The following is a 16,930-nucleotide window of genomic DNA, read 5'->3' on the forward strand; positions in this document are numbered from 1 at the left end:
AGAGCCTGCCGTTTTCGACGTGCACCTCAAGTCGAACATACGCTTCTGGAGGCGCGGTCTCAACCGGCGTACTTCGCCGCTCTTGCGGTTTCCCCGGTAACGGCTGTGGGACTGATGGCTGCTGCGGAACGGCCGCCATGCGGGGTTGACCAACGATGGGTGCCGTGGTGTCCTTCCCCATTACGGGGCCGTCAGTGATTCTCGGGACAGGTTCGACATCACCGATCCGGGCCATCGAGGGCAGACCGCGGACGGCCACGACCGGGTCAGCGCCCGCGCGCTGTTCACGCGGCAGATCGGGACGGACATCGACCAGCCTCTTACTTTCTTGGTTTGCCATGGCGCGCTCCCGACTTCAAAAATTATGTCCGTACTTGTAGTTGTGGATCCACCTGTAGTATATCCTGTCGAGCGCGTACGGTGCTGCACTTCTGAGCATCCCGAACCAATCTTGATTGTGAACGAAGAGGTCCGACCGCCGCCCACTGCCCTGATAGTCGCACGGCTCGAAATGGTCGACCGTGCCGAGATGCCAGCCGCCGATCCAATCGGCCGCCCAGTCGCAGTTCAACCCGACGCCTGTCGAGAGCATACGGCCCAGGTAGACGGGCCCCCAGTCGTTTGCGTTGAACACGGCCAAGTCTGCCCTGCCGTCCGCATTCAGATCCGCGACGTAGTGGCGGTCGTGGGTGCGCATCTGCCAGCCCGGCGCGTTGCCGTCGTACCGCTGCACCATGGTCAGCGCGGAGCCCGTAGATTCGAGCATCCCGAGGTAGGCGATCGCCCACGCGTCCCCATTGAAGACGAAGAGATCCGTCTTCCCATCACCGTTGAAGTCGCCGATGAAGTGCTGATCCGACGGGCGCATCTGCCAGCCGGGCATGGTGCCGTCATAGCGCGTCGCCATGGATAGGCTTGCCCCGTTGGAACTGAGCATCCCAAGATAGGGGAAAGCCCACGCATTCCCGTTGAAGACGAAGAGATCCGCCATCCCATCACCGTTGAAGTCGCCGATGAAGTGCTGATCCGACGGGCGCATCTGCCAGTCGGGCAAGTTGGCGTCGTAGCGCTGGACCAACGATAGCCCCGTACCGTTCGACCGCAGGAGCCCCAGATAGGGGATCGCCCAGTTGCTGCCGTTGAAGACGAAGACATCGGCCCTCCGGTCGCCGTCGAAATCGCCGACGAAGAACTGATCGCCGCTCGTAAACTGCCATCCCGGCATTGCCCCGTCGTAGCGGGCGATCAATCGGAGGCCACCGCTTCCGTCATCCGCGAGGAGCCCGAGGTACGGCATGATCCAATCCGTGCCGTTGAACACCAGGACCTCGTCCTTCCCGTCTGCGTTGAAGTCGGCTACCCAGTACCGGTCGCCGGGCTGGAATTGCCAGGAGCCGGGTACGAGATTCACCACGCTGAACTGAACATCCAGTTGGCTGCTATTGGACCGGTACAGCATGATGCCGTTGCCGTTGTGCACAAGGAGGCCCGACCTGCGATCGCCGTCAAAATCCCCCGGATAGCAGTCCCAGAACGTGCGCCCCGTTTTCGAGTCGTTGAGTTGTTTCATGGACGTGTAGCACACGGGGCAGTACGGCGGCAAATTGGAGTTCATGCGACAGTTGATGACGGGCCGGTACACGCCCCGGGTGACGGTCCCGCCGCCTTCGAACAGGCCGACGCTCTGGTTGTCGTCCCAATCAGCAGGGCGGGCACCCTGCGTGTAGCCGGCGCACTTGCCGACCCCGGTCGGAATGGGTGTCGCCGGATTAACGAATCTGCCCCATTTCAGCGTGGCCCGGTTGGTGTTGATCGTAAGGTCGACGCATCCGGGCTCGCCGCCAGTGTACGTCGTGTCCGTTTCGCAATACTCGTCGCAAAAACCGCCCAGCCCGTGGCCGAATTCGTGGGCGATGGTGTCCCACGTGATCCCGAGCGGCAAGACGGCGAACCCGCCACCCCCACAGCCGCCGAACCCGGGGTTGTTCAGCAGGATCAGGACCAGGTTGTGGTCGGGGACCCAGGTGTTGAGCGCGTTTTGCACGAGCGTTCCAGTGTTCGGGCCGCCCTCGAGCCAGCAGTGTGACCAGGAACCGCTATAGTAGTACCCGAGCGCCGTGTTCCGTGTCGTCGTGCTCAACAAGGTCCCGTTGTTGTACGTTTTGGTGCCGACGCCAGAATCGACGGAGATGAGGTTGACGCGGTAGATATTGAAAGCTTGAATGTCCTCAAAGTAGTAGTCGTGCTTGAACAGGCCATTGATCAGCAACTCATTGACTTTCGCGTTGTAGACATCTTGATCCGCGCCGGCCGCGAAGCCATCCCCCAGGACGGCGATATTGACTTTAGTGCCGGGCGCCCCCGAGGAGAGGATTTGCGTCATGCTATCGGGCATGGCGATCCTCCCAAGTGAATTCCGCTCGTGAGATTCCGCGATCGGTGTCAGTATCCACGAAACCACCTCCCCTCCGGCACAGCATCAGCGCCTTCATGCCGGTTCGAGGCACGCGGCGAAATACGTGCCGGGACGTTGCCGAGACGTTCAACTGACCCAGGGACCGGGCGCTACGGCGTTTTTCTGGTGGGTCCTCAAACTGGCGCAGCGTTCGCTGTGAGTGCAAGCGCAAACGCGAGTGTTGAGAGGGTCAATGGACGAGGGATCAAAACGAAACGCGGCGTCCCGCAAGGGACCCCGCGTCAGATCACGCCAATCATCCATCACCTCCGGCAGCCCGGCCGACCTCTGATCGAGGTCCCGTGGCTTTGCGTCCCCGAATTGCTTCGAGTTTGCCCGTGCGGAGGAACGTGCTCTCTCCGATGCTAGTATCGCGGTCGGGGCGCACGAACGTCAAGGCGAAATCTCCTTCATCTGGGCATTCGAATCGCACCCTGGAGCGGCTGTGGCGATGACGCTACCGCTCTCGCCGTCTTGCTCCTCAGTGGGACCGCAGCAAAGTCACGCTTCGGTTAGCGGGGTCGTTTGTGCGCAACCCTCGCGAGGAGATGACATTTCCAGAAGTTCGTGGGAGACGTGATGGCGGTTCGCGAACGCAATGCAGCGCGGACAGCCGGGAAGCAGGGCAAATGACCGTCAGGGGAGCTGGGCGACGATCGTGGCAATTGGGGGGCGATTCCGCCGGTCGGGAACGGAGGGTTGGCCTCGCCGCTCCGGGAAATGTGTGACCACACGTTCGTGTGCTTCAGCACAGGAACTCCCTTGCCAGGCCAAAGGCGCCTTTACCGGGATCGTCGGCGCCGAGGACATTCGGACTAGGCACCGAGGAGCGCTTTGACTGCTTCATCAAGCCCGCGCCTCGCGCGTGCGAGTTTGGCCTTCCGGGCGGCATGCGCCCTCTCCTCGGAGGCGAGCCGTCGTTCGCCCTCGCGGGCCATTCGACGGACCTGCCGCGGCCCGGGTCCCCCGATGGTATTCCGCGCGCGAACCGAGCGCACAGGATCTAGGGCCTGCTTCACCACGGACTCCGCAAGCCCCGCGGGGCGGCCGAGCACCTTCCGGGCAACCTCGTCGACGAGTCTGGAGCCGATACGGTCGGAACTGAGGCCGCGCCTGATCGCTTCCCGAACGACCGCCCCCACCACATGATGGGCCTGCCTGAACGGCATGCCGCCGTGACGCACGCAGGCATCCGCGAGGTCCGTGGCGGTGCAGAAGTTCTGCCGGGCTCGTTCAAGCATCAGCGATGCGCGTGGGAGTACTGTGGAAAGGCTGAGGCGCAGCAGGACCGTACAGGTCTCGGCGACGTTGGTGGCGCGCCAGAGGGCGTCGGCGCATTCGTGGTTGGCATCGATGACGTTCGTGAAGTGCGTGTTTTTGACCGATGACGCCGCCCAGGCAAATCCGGCGACGAGGGCTGAGGCCTTGCCCTTAAGGTGCTCCAGGACGACCGGGTTCTTTTTTTGGGGCATGATGCTCGAGGTGCCCGCGACGCGGTCGGGAAAGTCAATGAGGCCGAGTTCGGGAGTGAACCACACATGGAAATCCTGCGCGAGGCGACTGCACGTCAGGCCGAACACAGCCCAGGCCGCCAGCAGCTGGAGGGCGAAATCTCGGGAGGCCACCGCGTCTTGTGTGTGCTCCACCAACCCATCGAATCCCAAGAGGCGGCATGTATAGGCTCGATCGATCGGAAAGGTCGTCCCAGTCATGGCCGCGGCGCCCAGGGGGCACCGGTTCGTCACAGGGTAGCCGCCGGTGACGCGATCGGTGTCGCGTTCCAGTGCCGCCGCCACGCCAAGGAGGTAATGGCCGAAGGTGGTCGGCTGCGCGGGCTGGAGATGTGTGTAACCCGACATTACGACGTCCGCACATCGTTTCGCCTGCGCCAAGGCGGCGCGTCTCGCCTCGAATAACGAAGCCAGAAACTTGAGGACGAGGTCACGCGTGCGCAACCGAGCGAGCGTGGCGTTGAGATCGTTGCGGCTTCGGCCGGTGTGCATCTGTCCGCCGATCTCCGGGCCCGCGAGCGCGATGACGGCGCGCTCATAGTTGAAGTAGATATCCTCCAGTGAACGATCGAGCGCAACGGACTCGGGCCCTCGGCGCTCCAATGCGAGGATGGCGCGCAGGAGCTTGCGGGCTGCCGGCTTAGTGATGACCGCCTGTCTCGCAAGCATCAGGACGTGGGCTTTGTTGACCGCCGTCATATATGGGAACATGGGCGCGAAGTCGGCGTTGATCTCCGGGGCATAGAGGCAGTCGACGATCTCTTGGGCGGGACCTTCTGCCAGACGTTCTGTGACGCGTGACTTCACACGAACACCTCCGGTCGTTACCTCGTCCCTACCCCTGCTGTTCCTTGGCGGGGGCGGTCTGCGCGCCGAGCAACCTCGTAAGGCCATTGTGCCAATTCGTGGCCACTGCGCCGACGGCGGCGTCGATGTCGCCCTTCTGCAGCGCGCGAATGATGGCCAGGTGCTCTTCCACGGAGCGGTCGGCGAGGGCGCACCGGTCAAAGTAGGCGATCTCAATGCGCCGCAACTTGACCCTCAGCTGATCGAGGATCGCCGTGAGCTCAGGATTCCCCGCGGGACGTACGAGGGCGAAATGAAAATCGCGATCGGCTTCCGTGGCCTTGGCCGCGTTCCGAGTCTTCAGCGTCCGGGCCAACTGCTGGTTGGCGTCGGTCAGCTTCGTCAGGTCGATCTCGGATGCCCGCGGGCCGGCTGAGCGTAGCGCAAACGCCTCGAGGGTGCTCACGATCGGGTAGATACGCATTGCATCGTCGAGGTTGAGCGGGGAGACGCGGGTCCACCTATTCGGGGCCGTCTGCACGAGGCCGTCTTCCTCGAGACGTTGAAAGGCTTCCCGGACAGGCATTCGGCTCACGCCAAACCGGGCCGCGAGGTCCACGTCCCGTACTTTCTCATCCGGCTTGAGCGTGCCATCGACGATCCAGGTCCGGAGGGTTGTATAGAGCTGCTCCTTTACGAATTTCCGTTCGATACGGCCGACGGTCTTCGGTACAGGCATGCGGTCGTTTCCCCCTTGAAAAGTGCCGAGACAACTGATATGTTACATATTACTATCCCAATTATCAAGGGGACCTCGCGGAGGGATCCCATGCGCGTCGCGTCCGGGGACCAGGAATCAATCGTGTATATCGACGGGGAGTATCTCCCCGAGAACCAGGCCAAGATCTCGGTCTTCGACCATGTCGTGCTGTACGGCGACGGCGTCTACGACACGTGTTGCGCCTGGGGTGGCAAAGTCTTCAAGCTGGACGCCCACCTGGACCGGTTGTTCGAGTCGGCCCGCGCGGTGAAGTTAGACGTTCCCGTTGAGAAGTCCACACTCAGACGCGTGGTGCTGGAGACGGTCAAGAGGAATCACCTCGAGGAGGCGTACGTCAAAATCATCGTCACCCGCGGGGTGGGGAAGCTCCCGTTGCTCAGCCCGTACCATTGCGTGCCGACCGTGATCGTGTTCGCGAAACCGTACATGCGTCTCGCCGATGGTGATGACGAGAAGAGTATCCGGGTGAAAATCGCCTCGCTGAGACGCATCCCGGATGAAAGCCTCTATGCGAAGGTGAAGTCCTCGAACTATCAAAACCACGTCCTCGCCAGGATGGAAGCCAATGAGGCCGGGTATGATGACGCGATTGAGCTGACGATTGGCGGGTACGTGGCGGAAGCCCCCGGATACAACGTGTTTGTCATCAAGCACGGCGCCCTTCTTACCCCGAGGGACAACATCCTTGTGGGGATTACCCGACAGACCGTTCTTGAGTTGGCATCGCGCCACGGCATCGTCAGCCACGAATGCGCCCTCACGCCCTTTGACCTGTTCAATGCCGACGAGATTTTCTTCAGCAGCACGGCGGGGGGCATTTTCCCCGTGGGGGAGGTCGACGGGCGGCGGATCGGCGATGGTGCGCCCGGGCCTGTCACGAGGCGGGTGCGGTCGCTCTACCATGAGCTGCTTGAAAGCGGTGAGGCGAGTATACCCGTGTATTGATCCGGCAACGCGGAAGCACTGACGTCTGGCCTGGGGGCGTGCGATGGGCACAGGTTCCAACTGGTCCGGGGTTATGCGGGTGATGCTCGCGGGGTCGCTCGCGGTGATCGTGGTGGCCCTGACTCTGCCCGCGGCATGGAGCGACGACCCGCTTAGCCGACTCAAGGCGGCCGGGGTGCTCCGCGTAGCCAACACGCAGGCGTCACCTCCGTGGAGTCTCCTCGACGAGCGTAACCAGCCCGCCGGATACGACATCGACGTGGCCCTCGATCTCGCGAGGCGCCTCGGGATCCCTAAGGTGTCGTTCATCCAATCCACCTTTGCCGACTTCATTCCCGGCGTGCAATCGGATCGGTACGATATCGTCATCTCCGGCCAAACCATTACCGACGAACGGCTGAAGCAGGTCGACTTCTCGGTCCCCTACGAGGTCAACGGCGTCGCCATCTTCGTCGGGTCATCGAACCAGTCGCTCAAAACCCTGGCCGACCTCTCGGGCAGGCGGATCGGCGTCACCGCTGGCGGCACGCAGGAGACGTTTGCGCGGGAGAGCATCCCCCGAGCCGATGTGCGCACCTATTCGAACGCGATCCTGGCGCTCACCGATCTGCACGTCGGCCGGATCGACGCGGCCCTCTACTCGAAGTTCACAGGCGCCTTCCTCGCGGAGCGCCACGGCCTCAAGGTGCGGCCGCTGCCGACCCTCTTGAATTATGAAGTCAACGGCATGTCCTTCAAGAAGGGACAGGCCGATCTCAAGGCGGCGGTCGACAACGCGGTCGTGGCGATGATCGCCGACGGTACGCTGACCAAGATCTCGAAGAAGTGGCTGGGCGGACTCGACATGGCGGCAGACCTGACCGCCCGGGGCCTCGTCAAGGTGAAGTAGGCGCCGGGAGCATAGCGATGGATCTGGTCGGGCGCGCGCTCCCGCTCCTCTTACGCGGCCTCGCCGTGACCGTGGGGCTGGGCATATCGGCCTTCGTCATCGGCTGTGGTCTCGGCCTCGCCATCGCCCTGGCGCGGTTTTCCGGGGGGCGCCTGTTGCGCTTTGCGGCGGGCGCCTATGTGTCGGTCTTTCGCGGCACCCCGTTACTGGTGCAAATTCTCCTCATCTACTTTGCCCTGCCGCAGGTGGGCGTGCGCCTCGAGCCCATTCCGTCGGCGTTGCTCGCCTTGTCGCTGAACGCGTCCGCGTACCTCGGGGAGAACTTCCGCTCGGGCCTGGTCGCGGTGGACAAAGGACAGTGGGAGGCCGCGCTCTCGCTCGGTATGGCGTCCGCCCGCATCCTAAGACGGATCATCCTGCCGCAGGCGATCCGCGTGGCGCTGCCGCCGATCGGGAGCCGGTTCATCGCCCTGATGAAGGACACGTCGCTCGCGTCCGTCGTCACGGTCGTCGAGCTCACGCGGGTGGCGGAAAACGTCGGGTCGGCGACGTTCCGGTACATGGAGATGTTTGTCATCGTGGGCGTGATGTACTGGATCGTGAACACGCTGCTGCAACTCGTGCAGGAAGGCCTCGAGCGACGGATGCAACGGGCGTATTGACCATGGGGACGCTCGAGTGCCAGATCCGGACCGAGGGATTGCGCAAGCGGTTCGGGCCGCTCGAGGTGCTCAAGGGCGTCGACATCAGCGTGACCCGCGGCGATGTCGTCGTGATCATGGGGCCGTCCGGGTCGGGGAAGACCACGCTGCTTCGGTGCATGAACCTGCTCGAGGAGCCCGACGCCGGCCGCGTCACCGTCTGCGGCCTGGAGGTCCCGGGACGATCGGTGTTGCGGGGACGCGAACGCGCGCGCCGGATCCGGGAGATCCGCATCCGGGTCGGCATGGTGTTCCAGCAGTTCAACCTCTTTCCCCATATGACGGTGTTGCAAAATATTGTCGAGGCGCCGCTCTCGGTGCAGGGCGTGCCGCACCGCGAGGCCCGCGTCCTCGGGGAGGCCCTACTGGACCGTGTGGGGCTCGCGGACAAGCGGGACGAATACCCGTCGCGACTCTCCGGAGGCCAGAAGCAACGCGTTGCCATCGCGCGGGCGCTGGCGATGAAGCCGGAGGTCGTGCTGTTCGACGAGCCGACGTCCGCTCTCGATCCGGAGCTGCACGAGGAGGTCCTGCAGACTATGCGCGAGCTGGCCCGCGACGGCATGACCATGGCGGTCGTGACGCATGAGGTGGGCTTCGCGCGAGAGGCGGCCGACCGCGTCTTCTTCATGGACGATGGGGTCATTGTTGAGGAGGGGGACGCGGCGCAGTTCTTCGCCCACCCGCAGCACCCCCGCGCCCGGGCGTTCTTGCGCAGCGTCGTCCACAACGTGTAAGTTGAGGCGCTGAACTTTTTCCCGCTGCGACATCGCGGCGACCACCCTTCTCCGCTTCAAATCCTTGTTAGGTGCCGCTCAGCGGTCTTCAGCAGCACCGCGTTGGTCGCGACGATGATCGAGGAGGCCGACATCAGGAGCGCCGACCACTCCGGGCGCAGCATGATGCCGAAGCGTGGGTACAGGATCCCCGCGGCGACTGGGATGGCGAGGACGTTGTAGCACGATGCCATCCGCCCTACCCCGCCGACGCCCCAATGGTTGGGAAGCTCAAGAAGCTTGGCATTGAGCCAGACCAGGACTTCGACATCTATAAGATCGATCCGGCTGTTGCGAAGGGACTGAACCGCGTGCCGCAGAAGGTCTGGGACATTTTCCAGTCAGCCCCACAGCAGACGAACGCGCAGCAGACGAACGGGTGGCTTCTGTTTCTCAGGCTGGGGAGGTACGGTACCGACTACAATACCCGTGCCCTCATCGCCTGGCTCGGGCTCGGCGCGGCGACATTGGACGACGTGATTTATCCCACCGCGTTTGTGGATGGTGGCGGAAGGCTGCTGGATGGTGCCCCGCACCTACGTGATGCATTTTGAGAAGGGCGCGATATTCCCCTCGCACAGCGGGGTCTGGTCCATTTCGCCGTATCGAGAGAACTTTTAGGTGCGCAACTCCATCGATCGCTACGCGATCGCCCTTGGGATGCCTCTGAGGTACAATGCGGACGGCTCGCTGGAGGTGTATATTTAGGCCAAATCCCCTAGCGCGGGTAAAGAAGCAAACTGGCTGCCGTCTCCCCCGAGCGGCCCCTTCAATCTGAGCATCCGTGTCTACCAGCCGGAACAAGTGATGCTCGACGGGCGTACGAAGGACGGGCTTGTGGTTGAGTTTGGAACGTACAAGATTCCCCCGATCCGGCAAGTGCCATAAGCGGCGCGCACAGTTCGAATCGCGGTGAAACCATTGCTGGCGCTGGCCGCGGGGACTGAGGTGGTCACCGGCCTGGCCTTGATCGTCGCCCCCTCCGTCGTCGCGCGACTGCTCTTCGGCGGGGACCTTTCCGGTCCGGGCCAGGCGCTGGGGACGCTCGCAGGCTTCGGACTGCTCGCGCTGGCATTGGCCTGCTGGCCGGCGCGTGATGCTGCCGGCTCCGCGGCCCCCGCGCTTCGGGGCATGCTGCTGTTCAGCTTGCTCGCGGCGCTCTATCTCGCCTATCGGGGTGTCGTTGGCGGAGCGGTCGGGCTCCTGTTGTGGCCGGCGGCCGCGTTCCATGCGGTGCTGGCGCTGCTCCTCGCTCGCGTTTGGCTGAGAACACAAGGCGCGTTGAGGCCAGACGAGGCTTGAGAAGCCAAAATGTCATAGCTTACTCTGTAGGCGAGAGGCAGCTCAAGCCGGGCGTGGGCCAGGAGGTCAACTGCCTGCCCACACCCGCAATGGGCCGTTCAAAATGGACGATATTCGCGGCGCATCGCGATGATGAAGCGCAGCCAAAGATCGGTTCTCACCCCGTTGCGCCACTACCGGCTACCTCGATCGTCAAGGAGGAGGTGCTCCGGCTCCTCGAGGCTGGCAAGCGGCATGGTCCCCGCGCTCACGCCATGGTGCTCTTGGCGATCCGGCACGGCCTGCGGGTGTCGGAGGTCACGGGCCTGCGGGTCAAGCACGTCAACGTGAAGGAGGGCTGGATCCGCGTCGAGCGGCTGAAGGGCAGTCTCACCACGGTGCAGACGCTCGAGCGCCACCCCGGCCAGCCGCTGCTAGACGAGGTGCGCGTGCTCAGCCGGTGGCTGCGGGAACGGCGGGACGACGGCAGCGGCGTCCTGTTCGTCTCCTCGCACGGCGGCCAGATGAACCGCTCGACCTTCGCCCGACTCTGGCGGCGCCTGGCCGCGGCGGCCGGCCTGCCGCCGGTCGAGTGGCATCCGCACGTCGCCAAACACCCGACCGGAACGCTGCTCGCCCGCTCGGGCGCGAGCGCGTTCCTAATCCGGCAGTACCTCGGCCACCACAGGCTCCTTTAGGGTAATCCGTTGGGGCCTGAGACTGACCGGGGGCCGTTGCCCTGATCCAACGCCGTCCTCTGTTGCGAAACCAAATCCTTGTGAGATGGCCAAGACATCCCCGCTCCATGCCGGGACGCCCCGCACGCGCCACGACGTTGTGCGGAGACGCGCCCGGCGTCCCCAAGGGGCAATTGCCGGGGCCCCCCCTTTCTCGACGCTCTTGGTGTTGCGCCACCAGTTTCCTGATCGTCCGCTTCACGCGCCTTTCACCCCCACCGTTCCATCCGTGTTCTGCTGGCGTCCAGTTTCTCGTGGAGTGCGACCAAGTGAACCTCGCCCCCAAGCCGGCGACGGTGGAAGGGCTCATGGCGCTCCCGGTTCCGGACGAGTTCGGCCGCGACGCCGAGCGGCTCGAGCCGGAGTTCCAGGTGTACACCGTCGCGGCGACGCTCGTGGAGTTCAAGGAGGAGGCCAACAACGACATCCATCTGGTGATGCCTGTTTCCGCCGCGTCGCAGGCACAGAAAGCCGCCGACTTTATCCAAGGCAAAACCGCCGCGCTTCAGTGTTGTTTCTGGGTCAGTGGAGGCGAATCCATCGGGCTACCGACGGAACGCGGCCGCCATCGACGAGGAAGAGTAGGTACCAGCCCGGAGGGGCGTACGTGCCGTCAGGCGGGGCCTTCGCGTCGATCGACGTCGCGCTAACCGCGGAGATAGCGCAGCCGACGAAGCGCTGTGACTGGTTGAAGCCGTGAGTGACGGCGCCTGGCCGCAGCAATACAACCTCGGCGATAGACGCTGCGTTCGGAGTGTCGACATTGAACGTAGCGCCATACCCTATGGTGGCCGGGGCCCCGACGATCGATGGCCGCGGTTTGAAGAAGTAGCCGGGGAAGTAGCGCTCAAGGGGTCTCTCGACCGTCGCCCCCTCCGGTTCGCCACCCCCCATGAGCACGCTGCCGTCGGGTAGCAGGATCGCGGAGGAGTGGTAGCCGCGCGCGTACTTCATGGTGGGGCCGAGCGTCCATCCAGCGGCCAGGTTCTCCGGATCGAGAATCTCCGATGGGCCCACGGTCCCGAAGCTCGTGCCGGGGACGCCGCCCGCGACGAACACTCGCCCGTCGGGCAGGATCACCGAGTTGACCTGCTCGGGCCGCGGCACGTTGAGGTCCTTCGGCACCACCGTCCAGGCGGGCGTCGCGACCGAGAGGTCGATCACCTCGGCGGTACCTTGTGCGTCGGGTGTGTTGCCGCCCACCATCAGGACGCGCGGGGCGTACGCCGGCGGGCGCAGCGGCAGCAGCACCGACGTCCCGCTCTGGGCGAAGATACTGCGGTTGCCCTTCTGGCTGTTCCAGCGCTTGGCCGGATCGTCGATAGGCGCGGCCCAATTGTAGCGGCGCGAGACGCTCGGTCCAGCTCCGGGCGGGGTGCCCGGCACCACGTGGTCGGCATTGCCGGCGGAGAAGAGGTCGCCGCCTGGCAACAGATAGGTCCAGGGGTAGTAGAGGTAATCGAAGGACGCTGGGATGTCGATTGGCGGCTTCTGCCATTTTTGCGTCACCGGGTCGTACACCTCGATGCGGTATCCATGCCCCGGGCTGAGCGGCGTGCCAAAGAGTGTGAGGATCTTCCCGTCGCCAAGCGTGAGGCTGGTCGAGTAGAAACGGCCATCTTCCGTCGGGTCGGTGATCTTCCATTCGTTCGTCGCGCCGTGGAAGAGGAACGACTGGCGGTGCGCGACCGTGCCGCTGGGGTCGGACTCGCCACCGTGCGCGAGCAAGGTGCCTTCGTCAGTGTCGAGATAGGCGTGTCCGGCGGAGTGGAGGTTCGAGAACAGCGTGTCGCGCGGCGTTTGGGAGTCGGCGGGCTGCTTGGCCGGATCGCTGTAAACGCCGGTGGCGCTGTCCCAGAGCTGCGTCTCCTGGTACCAATAGCCCCAGAAAAGCACCTTGTCGGTCTTCGGCACCAGCGTGGAGTGCATCAGCGTGGAGTGCAGCTTGGGCGGTGTCCCATCAGGAACCTCCGTCCACTTACCGTTGTCCAGGGTGTGACAACGCTCCAGGTCGATCGGCGCACAGTCGTTGCCGCCTGGATCGACTGGAAGCCCGGTCGCGTTGCGCAGGATGTCGGCCTGGGCGTCGGTGAGCCACACCGTCTGGCGGGAGCGCACTAGGCCGGCTAGTCCTTGCATCATGTGCATCTCAACATGGCAGTGGACGAGGAAGTCGGCGCGCAGATGATAGGCCTTGGCGTGCTTCGGCCGGGACTCAGGTGGCTGCGTCTTCTCGATCTCGGGCGGCAACAGAAGAACGGGCGGCGCGGTGGTCTCTGCGACGAACGACTCGGCGGGGCTCAGGCTGCGCACGTCGATCGTCTCTCCGCCGAACTGCCAGCGCTGCGCGTGCGGATGGAAGTTGTGCCAGATGGTGCCAAGGTCGAGGTCGAACACGTACCAGCGGATCTTCTGGCCTGTCACCGCCTCGATGGTGGGTGTATTGCCGACGAAGGAACGACCATTCAGGCAGAAGCTCGGGATGCCGGCGCCATCTTCAGTGACGCTGTGGGTTTCCATGCTGGCGTGGACCCATTGGACGGTGCCGCCTGGGCGCACCGTCGCGGTGTTGGTGTTGGTGGCGGGGTTGACGAACTTCATGGGGGGTCCGACGAGGTTAAAGCTGGCCGTGTCGGCGCCGCCGACGGCGACAGTAACCGTGCCTGTCATCACTGCGTGGAAGTTGCAGTGGAAGTTAAATGTGGCGGGCGCGCCGAACGTCACAACGAAGGGCGGGTCGCCTGGGTTGAACGGGTTCTTGTTGAATGCCGGCTGCCCGCTAAGGCCGGCCATGAGGTGGAAGAACAGCGGCACATGTAGCATCGGGTGGTGCTCCATGGGGGCGTGGCGCACATGTGGGAACTCCGCCCATTCCTTGAGGTGCTCGGCGAGCGCGGTGATCTGCTGTGCAGGCGGCAGCTTCCCCCGCTTTTCGTGGAGCTCGAGGAATTCTTCGAGCTCCGGAAACAGCGCCATTTCAGGCGGCTTATGGTGCTTGCGCGGGAGAACGACGATCCCTCCGAACAGCCCGCGGTTTATGAAGTCGCCGATAGTCTTGTAGTGGTCATGGAAAGGCCATGCGCCGACCATGTCGTCGGTTATGTCATACGTGTAGGTCCAGGTCTGGCCGGGACAGATTTCGTCGGAGCGGCGCCCGTCGCTGCTTTGAACCCCGAGCGGCCACGCGCCGTCGCCATCGATTCCGTACCGGAGGCCATGGAGATGGAAGCTGTGCGGCTCGGCGGCGCCGTTTAGCACGTGAATGTGTAAGCGTTCCCCCGGGTGCGCGTAGATCACCGTTCCCGGCACGCGCGCGTAATAAACTGGTTCGTTGATGTCGGCGAGCACGAGCTTGTCGGGTTTCGGGATCGTGTAGGCTGAATCGAGATACTCGCGGTAGACGAGGGCGGTTAAGCCGCGCGCCAGTATCTCCGACGGCGGGATGTTGCCGTCCTCATGGCCCATCCCGCGCATGCAGTCGCGCCGATAGACTTGCATTGGTTTGGGCTGAGGGTTGACCGGGTTGTAATTGGCGATCGACTCGATCTTCAAATAGACGTCCATGGCGATCCCCCCCGAGCTAGGCAATGCTCGGCTCTATGGCAATGTGATAACGACAGACCGTCCAGAAGCTATGGCCCCTCCTCGCCAAACTTCTCTTCCGTTAAGCGAGAAGCTTACTAAGTACCTGCCGCTTTGAATTCCGAAGAACGCAAACCTACCAAGACTGTCTGTAATGCTGGGTCCTATCCACTGCGTTGAATCGCTATAGATGTAGACCTCGTAGCCGACTGCGGAGGAGCCATCTCTGTGATGGGCGACGCCGAAAAGATCCACTGTTGCAGCACTCGCGGAGTGCACAAGTAATATACTGAGGACTGCGCTGAAGATCACCAACCCGATGAGCCGTGTCATTGTTCCATCCCAGCTTGGATCCCAGGGGGCGTGCCCGCATTTGGAAAAAGGGGCGGGGATTGCGATCCATTCGACGATACTATTTCGGGGCTAGTGTCCGTAGGGCTCCTCCTAAGTGGGAGCGAGATAGTTGTGATCTCGGCTGAGCCATGATCAAGTGCGATTGGGCCAAGGGGAGGTCGCTTCGGTATCGTGGGAAAGGAAACTGTCACCTGGGCGGGTATGCTCACCTTATTGATCGTCACTTCAATCGTGACCGGTTCAAACATTCCTCCAGCAATATTAAATCGACTAGGGCGATTAACATAGGGTAAGGGGATACGGAAAGAACCCGTGTCTGGATCCACCCCATTCGGCAACTCAACATTCAGGTTCTGAAATGGCTTTTCCGCGTTAGCGGGCTTTTCGATGAAGCCTGCGAGCTCAACCACGGTCGTGTTCGACTCTTCGCTTATGAACCCCCAAACTAGAAGGAGTGGAATTGCCAACGCTACAATGGCCGCGGTCACGTAAAATCCTACTGCGGGCACTGTCGACGTCAACTTTATCTTGTCCAGAATCTCCAATCGGATTGCTTGAGCGTCAGCGAATTTTTCCGCTTTAAGAGCATCGCTGATTGTGTCTCCCTTTCGGGTCAGAAGCCACGTCGCAAGCACGGCGAAAACCACTCCGGTAGCGAGGCATGGAATGAGAAACTGTGTGAGCAGGGACGCCATAGACTGCCTCCCATTGAATCTTTGGCACGCGCACCGAACCCGCTGCAATGCTTGCCTGCCAAGATTCTATTCAGCGATTCCCAGTTGAGGGAACACTGAACCTACTACAGCATAATCGCCAGAGCGGTCCAGAGCAGTGAACTGCTTCACATCTGTCAGCCATTCACCCACAACTCAACTGGGAGCGGCCCGTCACCCAGTAGCACGCCGCGCCGTGCCACGTGGGTGGGACTTGGAGCCAGTGACAGAAATGCAACCCACAACTCTGGAACAGCGGAGACGATGTTGACCCGGATTTCCGATTTGACCGCGCACTGAGAATCCCGGGGCTGCGTCGAATGTCTTTGTTGAAGCGGGTTTGCGCACGACGATGACGGGGCGGAGGCCGACACCCAATGGGTGAACCAGCAAACCAGCCTTTTCAGCTCTCTTTCAACGCTGCATTGAAGGTCGAGTTCCAGGGATCACGGGTCACTTCCGATGGCGGCCTGATCCTCGTACGCGAGCTGGACGAGCGGTTGGGTTTCAGCGACCTGATCGCGCAGCACATCACCGATCCGCGGGGCAAGAACACGCAATTCCCACTTACCGACCTGGTCCGGCAATCAGTCTACCGGCGGCTGGCGGGCTATGAAGACGTGAACGACGCGGAGCGACTTTCCCACGATCCCACGTTCCACCTGATCGGGTCGGAGCAGATCTGGGAGCGCGGAGCTGCTTTGACGTCTCGAGTGCACTCGTTCGAGACGGAGCTGTTGACCCAAGGCGACAACCTCACAGGATTGGCGGCGATCAACCGGGAGCTGATCGCAAGAGTGGAGGCCCTAGCCTCCCCGCAGCGCGTGGTGCTCGATCTGGACAGCACCGAGATCCCGTCTACGGCGAGCAGGAGCAGAGCGCCTATAACGGCCACTTCGAGTCGACCTGCTATCATCCGCTGCTGCTGTTCAATCGGGAGGGCGACTGCCTGGCGGCCAAGCTGCGACCAGGCAACGTCCACAGCGCCGCGGATTGGGATCAGGTGCTTCTGCCGGAGATCGAGCGGCAGCAGAAGCAGGGCAAGGACGTGGTCGTTCGCCCCGATGCCGCCTTCGCCAAACCGGAGATCTATGAGGCCCTGGAGGGACGGGATGTGAAGTACGCTATCCGCATCGCATCCAACGACATTCTGGAGCGGGAGGTCGCGGAGTTGCTGACGCGGCCTGTGGGCAGACCCAGTCACACCCCGGTGGTCCGCTACAAGAGCTTCCGCTACCAAGCCGCCAGTTGGGAGACGGCACGGCGGGTGATCGCGAAAATCGAGTTTCACTGCGGGGAGCTGTTTCCCCGGGTGGGTTTCATCGTGACGACTCTGGAGATGGACAGTCGGGCAGTCGTGCGGTTCTACAATAAGGCGGGGGACGGCGGAGCAATGGATCAGGGAAGGTAAGCAGGCGG

Annotated in this window: 15 protein-coding genes, 1 pseudogene and 1 riboswitch; of the genes and pseudogenes, 9 read left to right on the plus strand and 7 right to left on the minus strand. The window is 63.0% G+C overall.

Features of this window, described 5'->3' with window-relative positions; genetic code table 11:
* Positions 1–355 precede the first annotated feature (355 nt).
* From VFP86_04185 to VFP86_04195, 3 genes are all read right to left on the minus strand, one after another.
* Positions 356–2,395, minus strand: a complete 2,040-nt coding sequence (locus VFP86_04185) for a M64 family metallopeptidase (GenBank protein HET8998823.1) — start codon at positions 2,393–2,395, stop codon at positions 356–358.
* Positions 2,396–2,723: 328 nt separating this feature from the next.
* Positions 2,724–2,802: riboswitch (cyclic di-GMP riboswitch) on the minus strand.
* Positions 2,803–3,270: 468 nt separating this feature from the next.
* The gene (gene argH, locus VFP86_04190) at positions 3,271–4,773 is read right to left on the minus strand and encodes an argininosuccinate lyase (protein ID HET8998824.1); all 1,503 of its coding nucleotides are present in this window, start codon (positions 4,771–4,773) and stop codon (positions 3,271–3,273) included.
* Positions 4,774–4,801: 28 nt separating this feature from the next.
* Positions 4,802–5,491 carry a GntR family transcriptional regulator gene (locus VFP86_04195; protein HET8998825.1) on the minus strand — a complete coding sequence of 230 codons (690 nt, stop codon included), beginning with the start codon at positions 5,489–5,491 and terminating at the stop codon, positions 4,802–4,804.
* Between the two features lie 90 nt (positions 5,492–5,581).
* On the opposite strand from VFP86_04195, the gene ilvE reads away from it, so the two are divergent.
* Genes ilvE through VFP86_04215 form a run of 4 tightly spaced genes read left to right on the plus strand, consistent with a single transcriptional unit; the run spans position 5,582 to position 8,805 of the window.
* A complete protein-coding gene (ilvE, locus tag VFP86_04200) occupies positions 5,582–6,478 on the plus strand; it encodes a branched-chain-amino-acid transaminase (GenBank protein HET8998826.1) in 897 nt (298 codons plus the stop codon).
* 43 nt (positions 6,479–6,521) lie between these two features.
* The gene (locus VFP86_04205) at positions 6,522–7,367 is read left to right on the plus strand and encodes a transporter substrate-binding domain-containing protein (protein HET8998827.1); all 846 of its coding nucleotides are present in this window, start codon (positions 6,522–6,524) and stop codon (positions 7,365–7,367) included.
* A 17-nt stretch (positions 7,368–7,384) separates the two neighbouring features.
* Positions 7,385–8,029, plus strand: a complete 645-nt coding sequence (locus tag VFP86_04210; protein ID HET8998828.1) for an amino acid ABC transporter permease — start codon at positions 7,385–7,387, stop codon at positions 8,027–8,029.
* Positions 8,030–8,031: 2 nt separating this feature from the next.
* On the plus strand, positions 8,032–8,805 hold the full coding sequence (locus tag VFP86_04215) for an amino acid ABC transporter ATP-binding protein (GenBank protein HET8998829.1): 774 nt from the start codon (positions 8,032–8,034) through the stop codon (positions 8,803–8,805).
* A 56-nt stretch (positions 8,806–8,861) separates the two neighbouring features.
* Here the strand turns inward: VFP86_04215 and VFP86_04220 are convergent, their stop codons facing one another.
* On the minus strand, positions 8,862–9,038 hold the full coding sequence (locus tag VFP86_04220) for a hypothetical protein (GenBank protein HET8998830.1): 177 nt from the start codon (positions 9,036–9,038) through the stop codon (positions 8,862–8,864).
* 24 nt (positions 9,039–9,062) lie between these two features.
* Between VFP86_04220 and VFP86_04225 the strand changes: the two genes are divergently transcribed.
* The 4 genes from VFP86_04225 to VFP86_04240 all read left to right on the plus strand — a co-directional run bounded on the left by VFP86_04225 (position 9,063) and on the right by VFP86_04240 (position 10,823).
* Entirely contained in the window at positions 9,063–9,398 is a 336-nt protein-coding gene (locus tag VFP86_04225) for a hypothetical protein (protein ID HET8998831.1), read from the plus strand.
* 190 nt (positions 9,399–9,588) lie between these two features.
* Positions 9,589–9,732 carry a hypothetical protein gene (locus VFP86_04230; protein HET8998832.1) on the plus strand — a complete coding sequence of 48 codons (144 nt, stop codon included), beginning with the start codon at positions 9,589–9,591 and terminating at the stop codon, positions 9,730–9,732.
* 24 nt (positions 9,733–9,756) lie between these two features.
* Positions 9,757–10,146 (plus strand): hypothetical protein, encoded by a 390-nt coding sequence (locus tag VFP86_04235; GenBank protein ID HET8998833.1) that lies wholly within the window; start codon positions 9,757–9,759, stop codon positions 10,144–10,146.
* A gap of 203 nt (positions 10,147–10,349) precedes the next feature.
* A complete protein-coding gene (locus VFP86_04240; protein HET8998834.1) occupies positions 10,350–10,823 on the plus strand; it encodes a tyrosine-type recombinase/integrase in 474 nt (157 codons plus the stop codon).
* Between the two features lie 248 nt (positions 10,824–11,071).
* Here VFP86_04240 and VFP86_04245 read toward each other — a convergent pair whose 3' ends face one another.
* From VFP86_04245 to VFP86_04255, 3 genes are all read right to left on the minus strand, one after another.
* Positions 11,072–11,293: a hypothetical protein gene (locus tag VFP86_04245; protein HET8998835.1), complete on the minus strand. Its 222-nt coding sequence runs from the start codon at positions 11,291–11,293 to the stop codon at positions 11,072–11,074.
* Positions 11,294–11,384: 91 nt separating this feature from the next.
* Positions 11,385–14,426 carry a galactose oxidase-like domain-containing protein gene (locus VFP86_04250; protein HET8998836.1) on the minus strand — a complete coding sequence of 1,014 codons (3,042 nt, stop codon included), beginning with the start codon at positions 14,424–14,426 and terminating at the stop codon, positions 11,385–11,387.
* Positions 14,427–14,773: 347 nt separating this feature from the next.
* Positions 14,774–15,493 carry a hypothetical protein gene (locus VFP86_04255; protein ID HET8998837.1) on the minus strand — a complete coding sequence of 240 codons (720 nt, stop codon included), beginning with the start codon at positions 15,491–15,493 and terminating at the stop codon, positions 14,774–14,776.
* Between the two features lie 395 nt (positions 15,494–15,888).
* Here VFP86_04255 and VFP86_04260 point away from each other — a divergent pair.
* A pseudogene (locus VFP86_04260) lies at positions 15,889–16,922 on the plus strand (IS1380 family transposase).
* Positions 16,923–16,930: the final 8 nt, after the last annotated feature.

This window comes from bacterium, assembly GCA_035703895.1.
In the GTDB taxonomy this organism is placed as follows: Bacteria; Sysuimicrobiota; Sysuimicrobiia; order Sysuimicrobiales; family Segetimicrobiaceae; genus Segetimicrobium.

Bases quoted from the DNA above. Each gene is read 5' to 3' on its own strand.
- VFP86_04185 (HET8998823.1), bottom strand. From the start codon at position 2,395: ATGCCCGATAGCATGACGCAAATCCTCTCCTCGGGGGCGCCCGGCACT.
- VFP86_04195 (HET8998825.1), bottom strand. From the start codon at position 5,491: ATGCCTGTACCGAAGACCGTCGGCCGTATCGAACGGAAATTCGTAAAG.
- ilvE (HET8998826.1), top strand. From the start codon at position 5,582: ATGCGCGTCGCGTCCGGGGACCAGGAATCAATCGTGTATATCGACGGG.
- VFP86_04205 (HET8998827.1), top strand. From the start codon at position 6,522: ATGGGCACAGGTTCCAACTGGTCCGGGGTTATGCGGGTGATGCTCGCG.
- VFP86_04210 (HET8998828.1), top strand. From the start codon at position 7,385: ATGGATCTGGTCGGGCGCGCGCTCCCGCTCCTCTTACGCGGCCTCGCC.
- VFP86_04215 (HET8998829.1), top strand. From the start codon at position 8,032: ATGGGGACGCTCGAGTGCCAGATCCGGACCGAGGGATTGCGCAAGCGG.
- VFP86_04220 (HET8998830.1), bottom strand. From the start codon at position 9,038: ATGGCATCGTGCTACAACGTCCTCGCCATCCCAGTCGCCGCGGGGATC.
- VFP86_04225 (HET8998831.1), top strand. From the start codon at position 9,063: ATGGTTGGGAAGCTCAAGAAGCTTGGCATTGAGCCAGACCAGGACTTC.
- VFP86_04245 (HET8998835.1), bottom strand. From the start codon at position 11,293: ATGGATGTCGTTGTTGGCCTCCTCCTTGAACTCCACGAGCGTCGCCGC.
- VFP86_04250 (HET8998836.1), bottom strand. From the start codon at position 14,426: ATGGACGTCTATTTGAAGATCGAGTCGATCGCCAATTACAACCCGGTC.
- VFP86_04255 (HET8998837.1), bottom strand. From the start codon at position 15,493: ATGGCGTCCCTGCTCACACAGTTTCTCATTCCATGCCTCGCTACCGGA.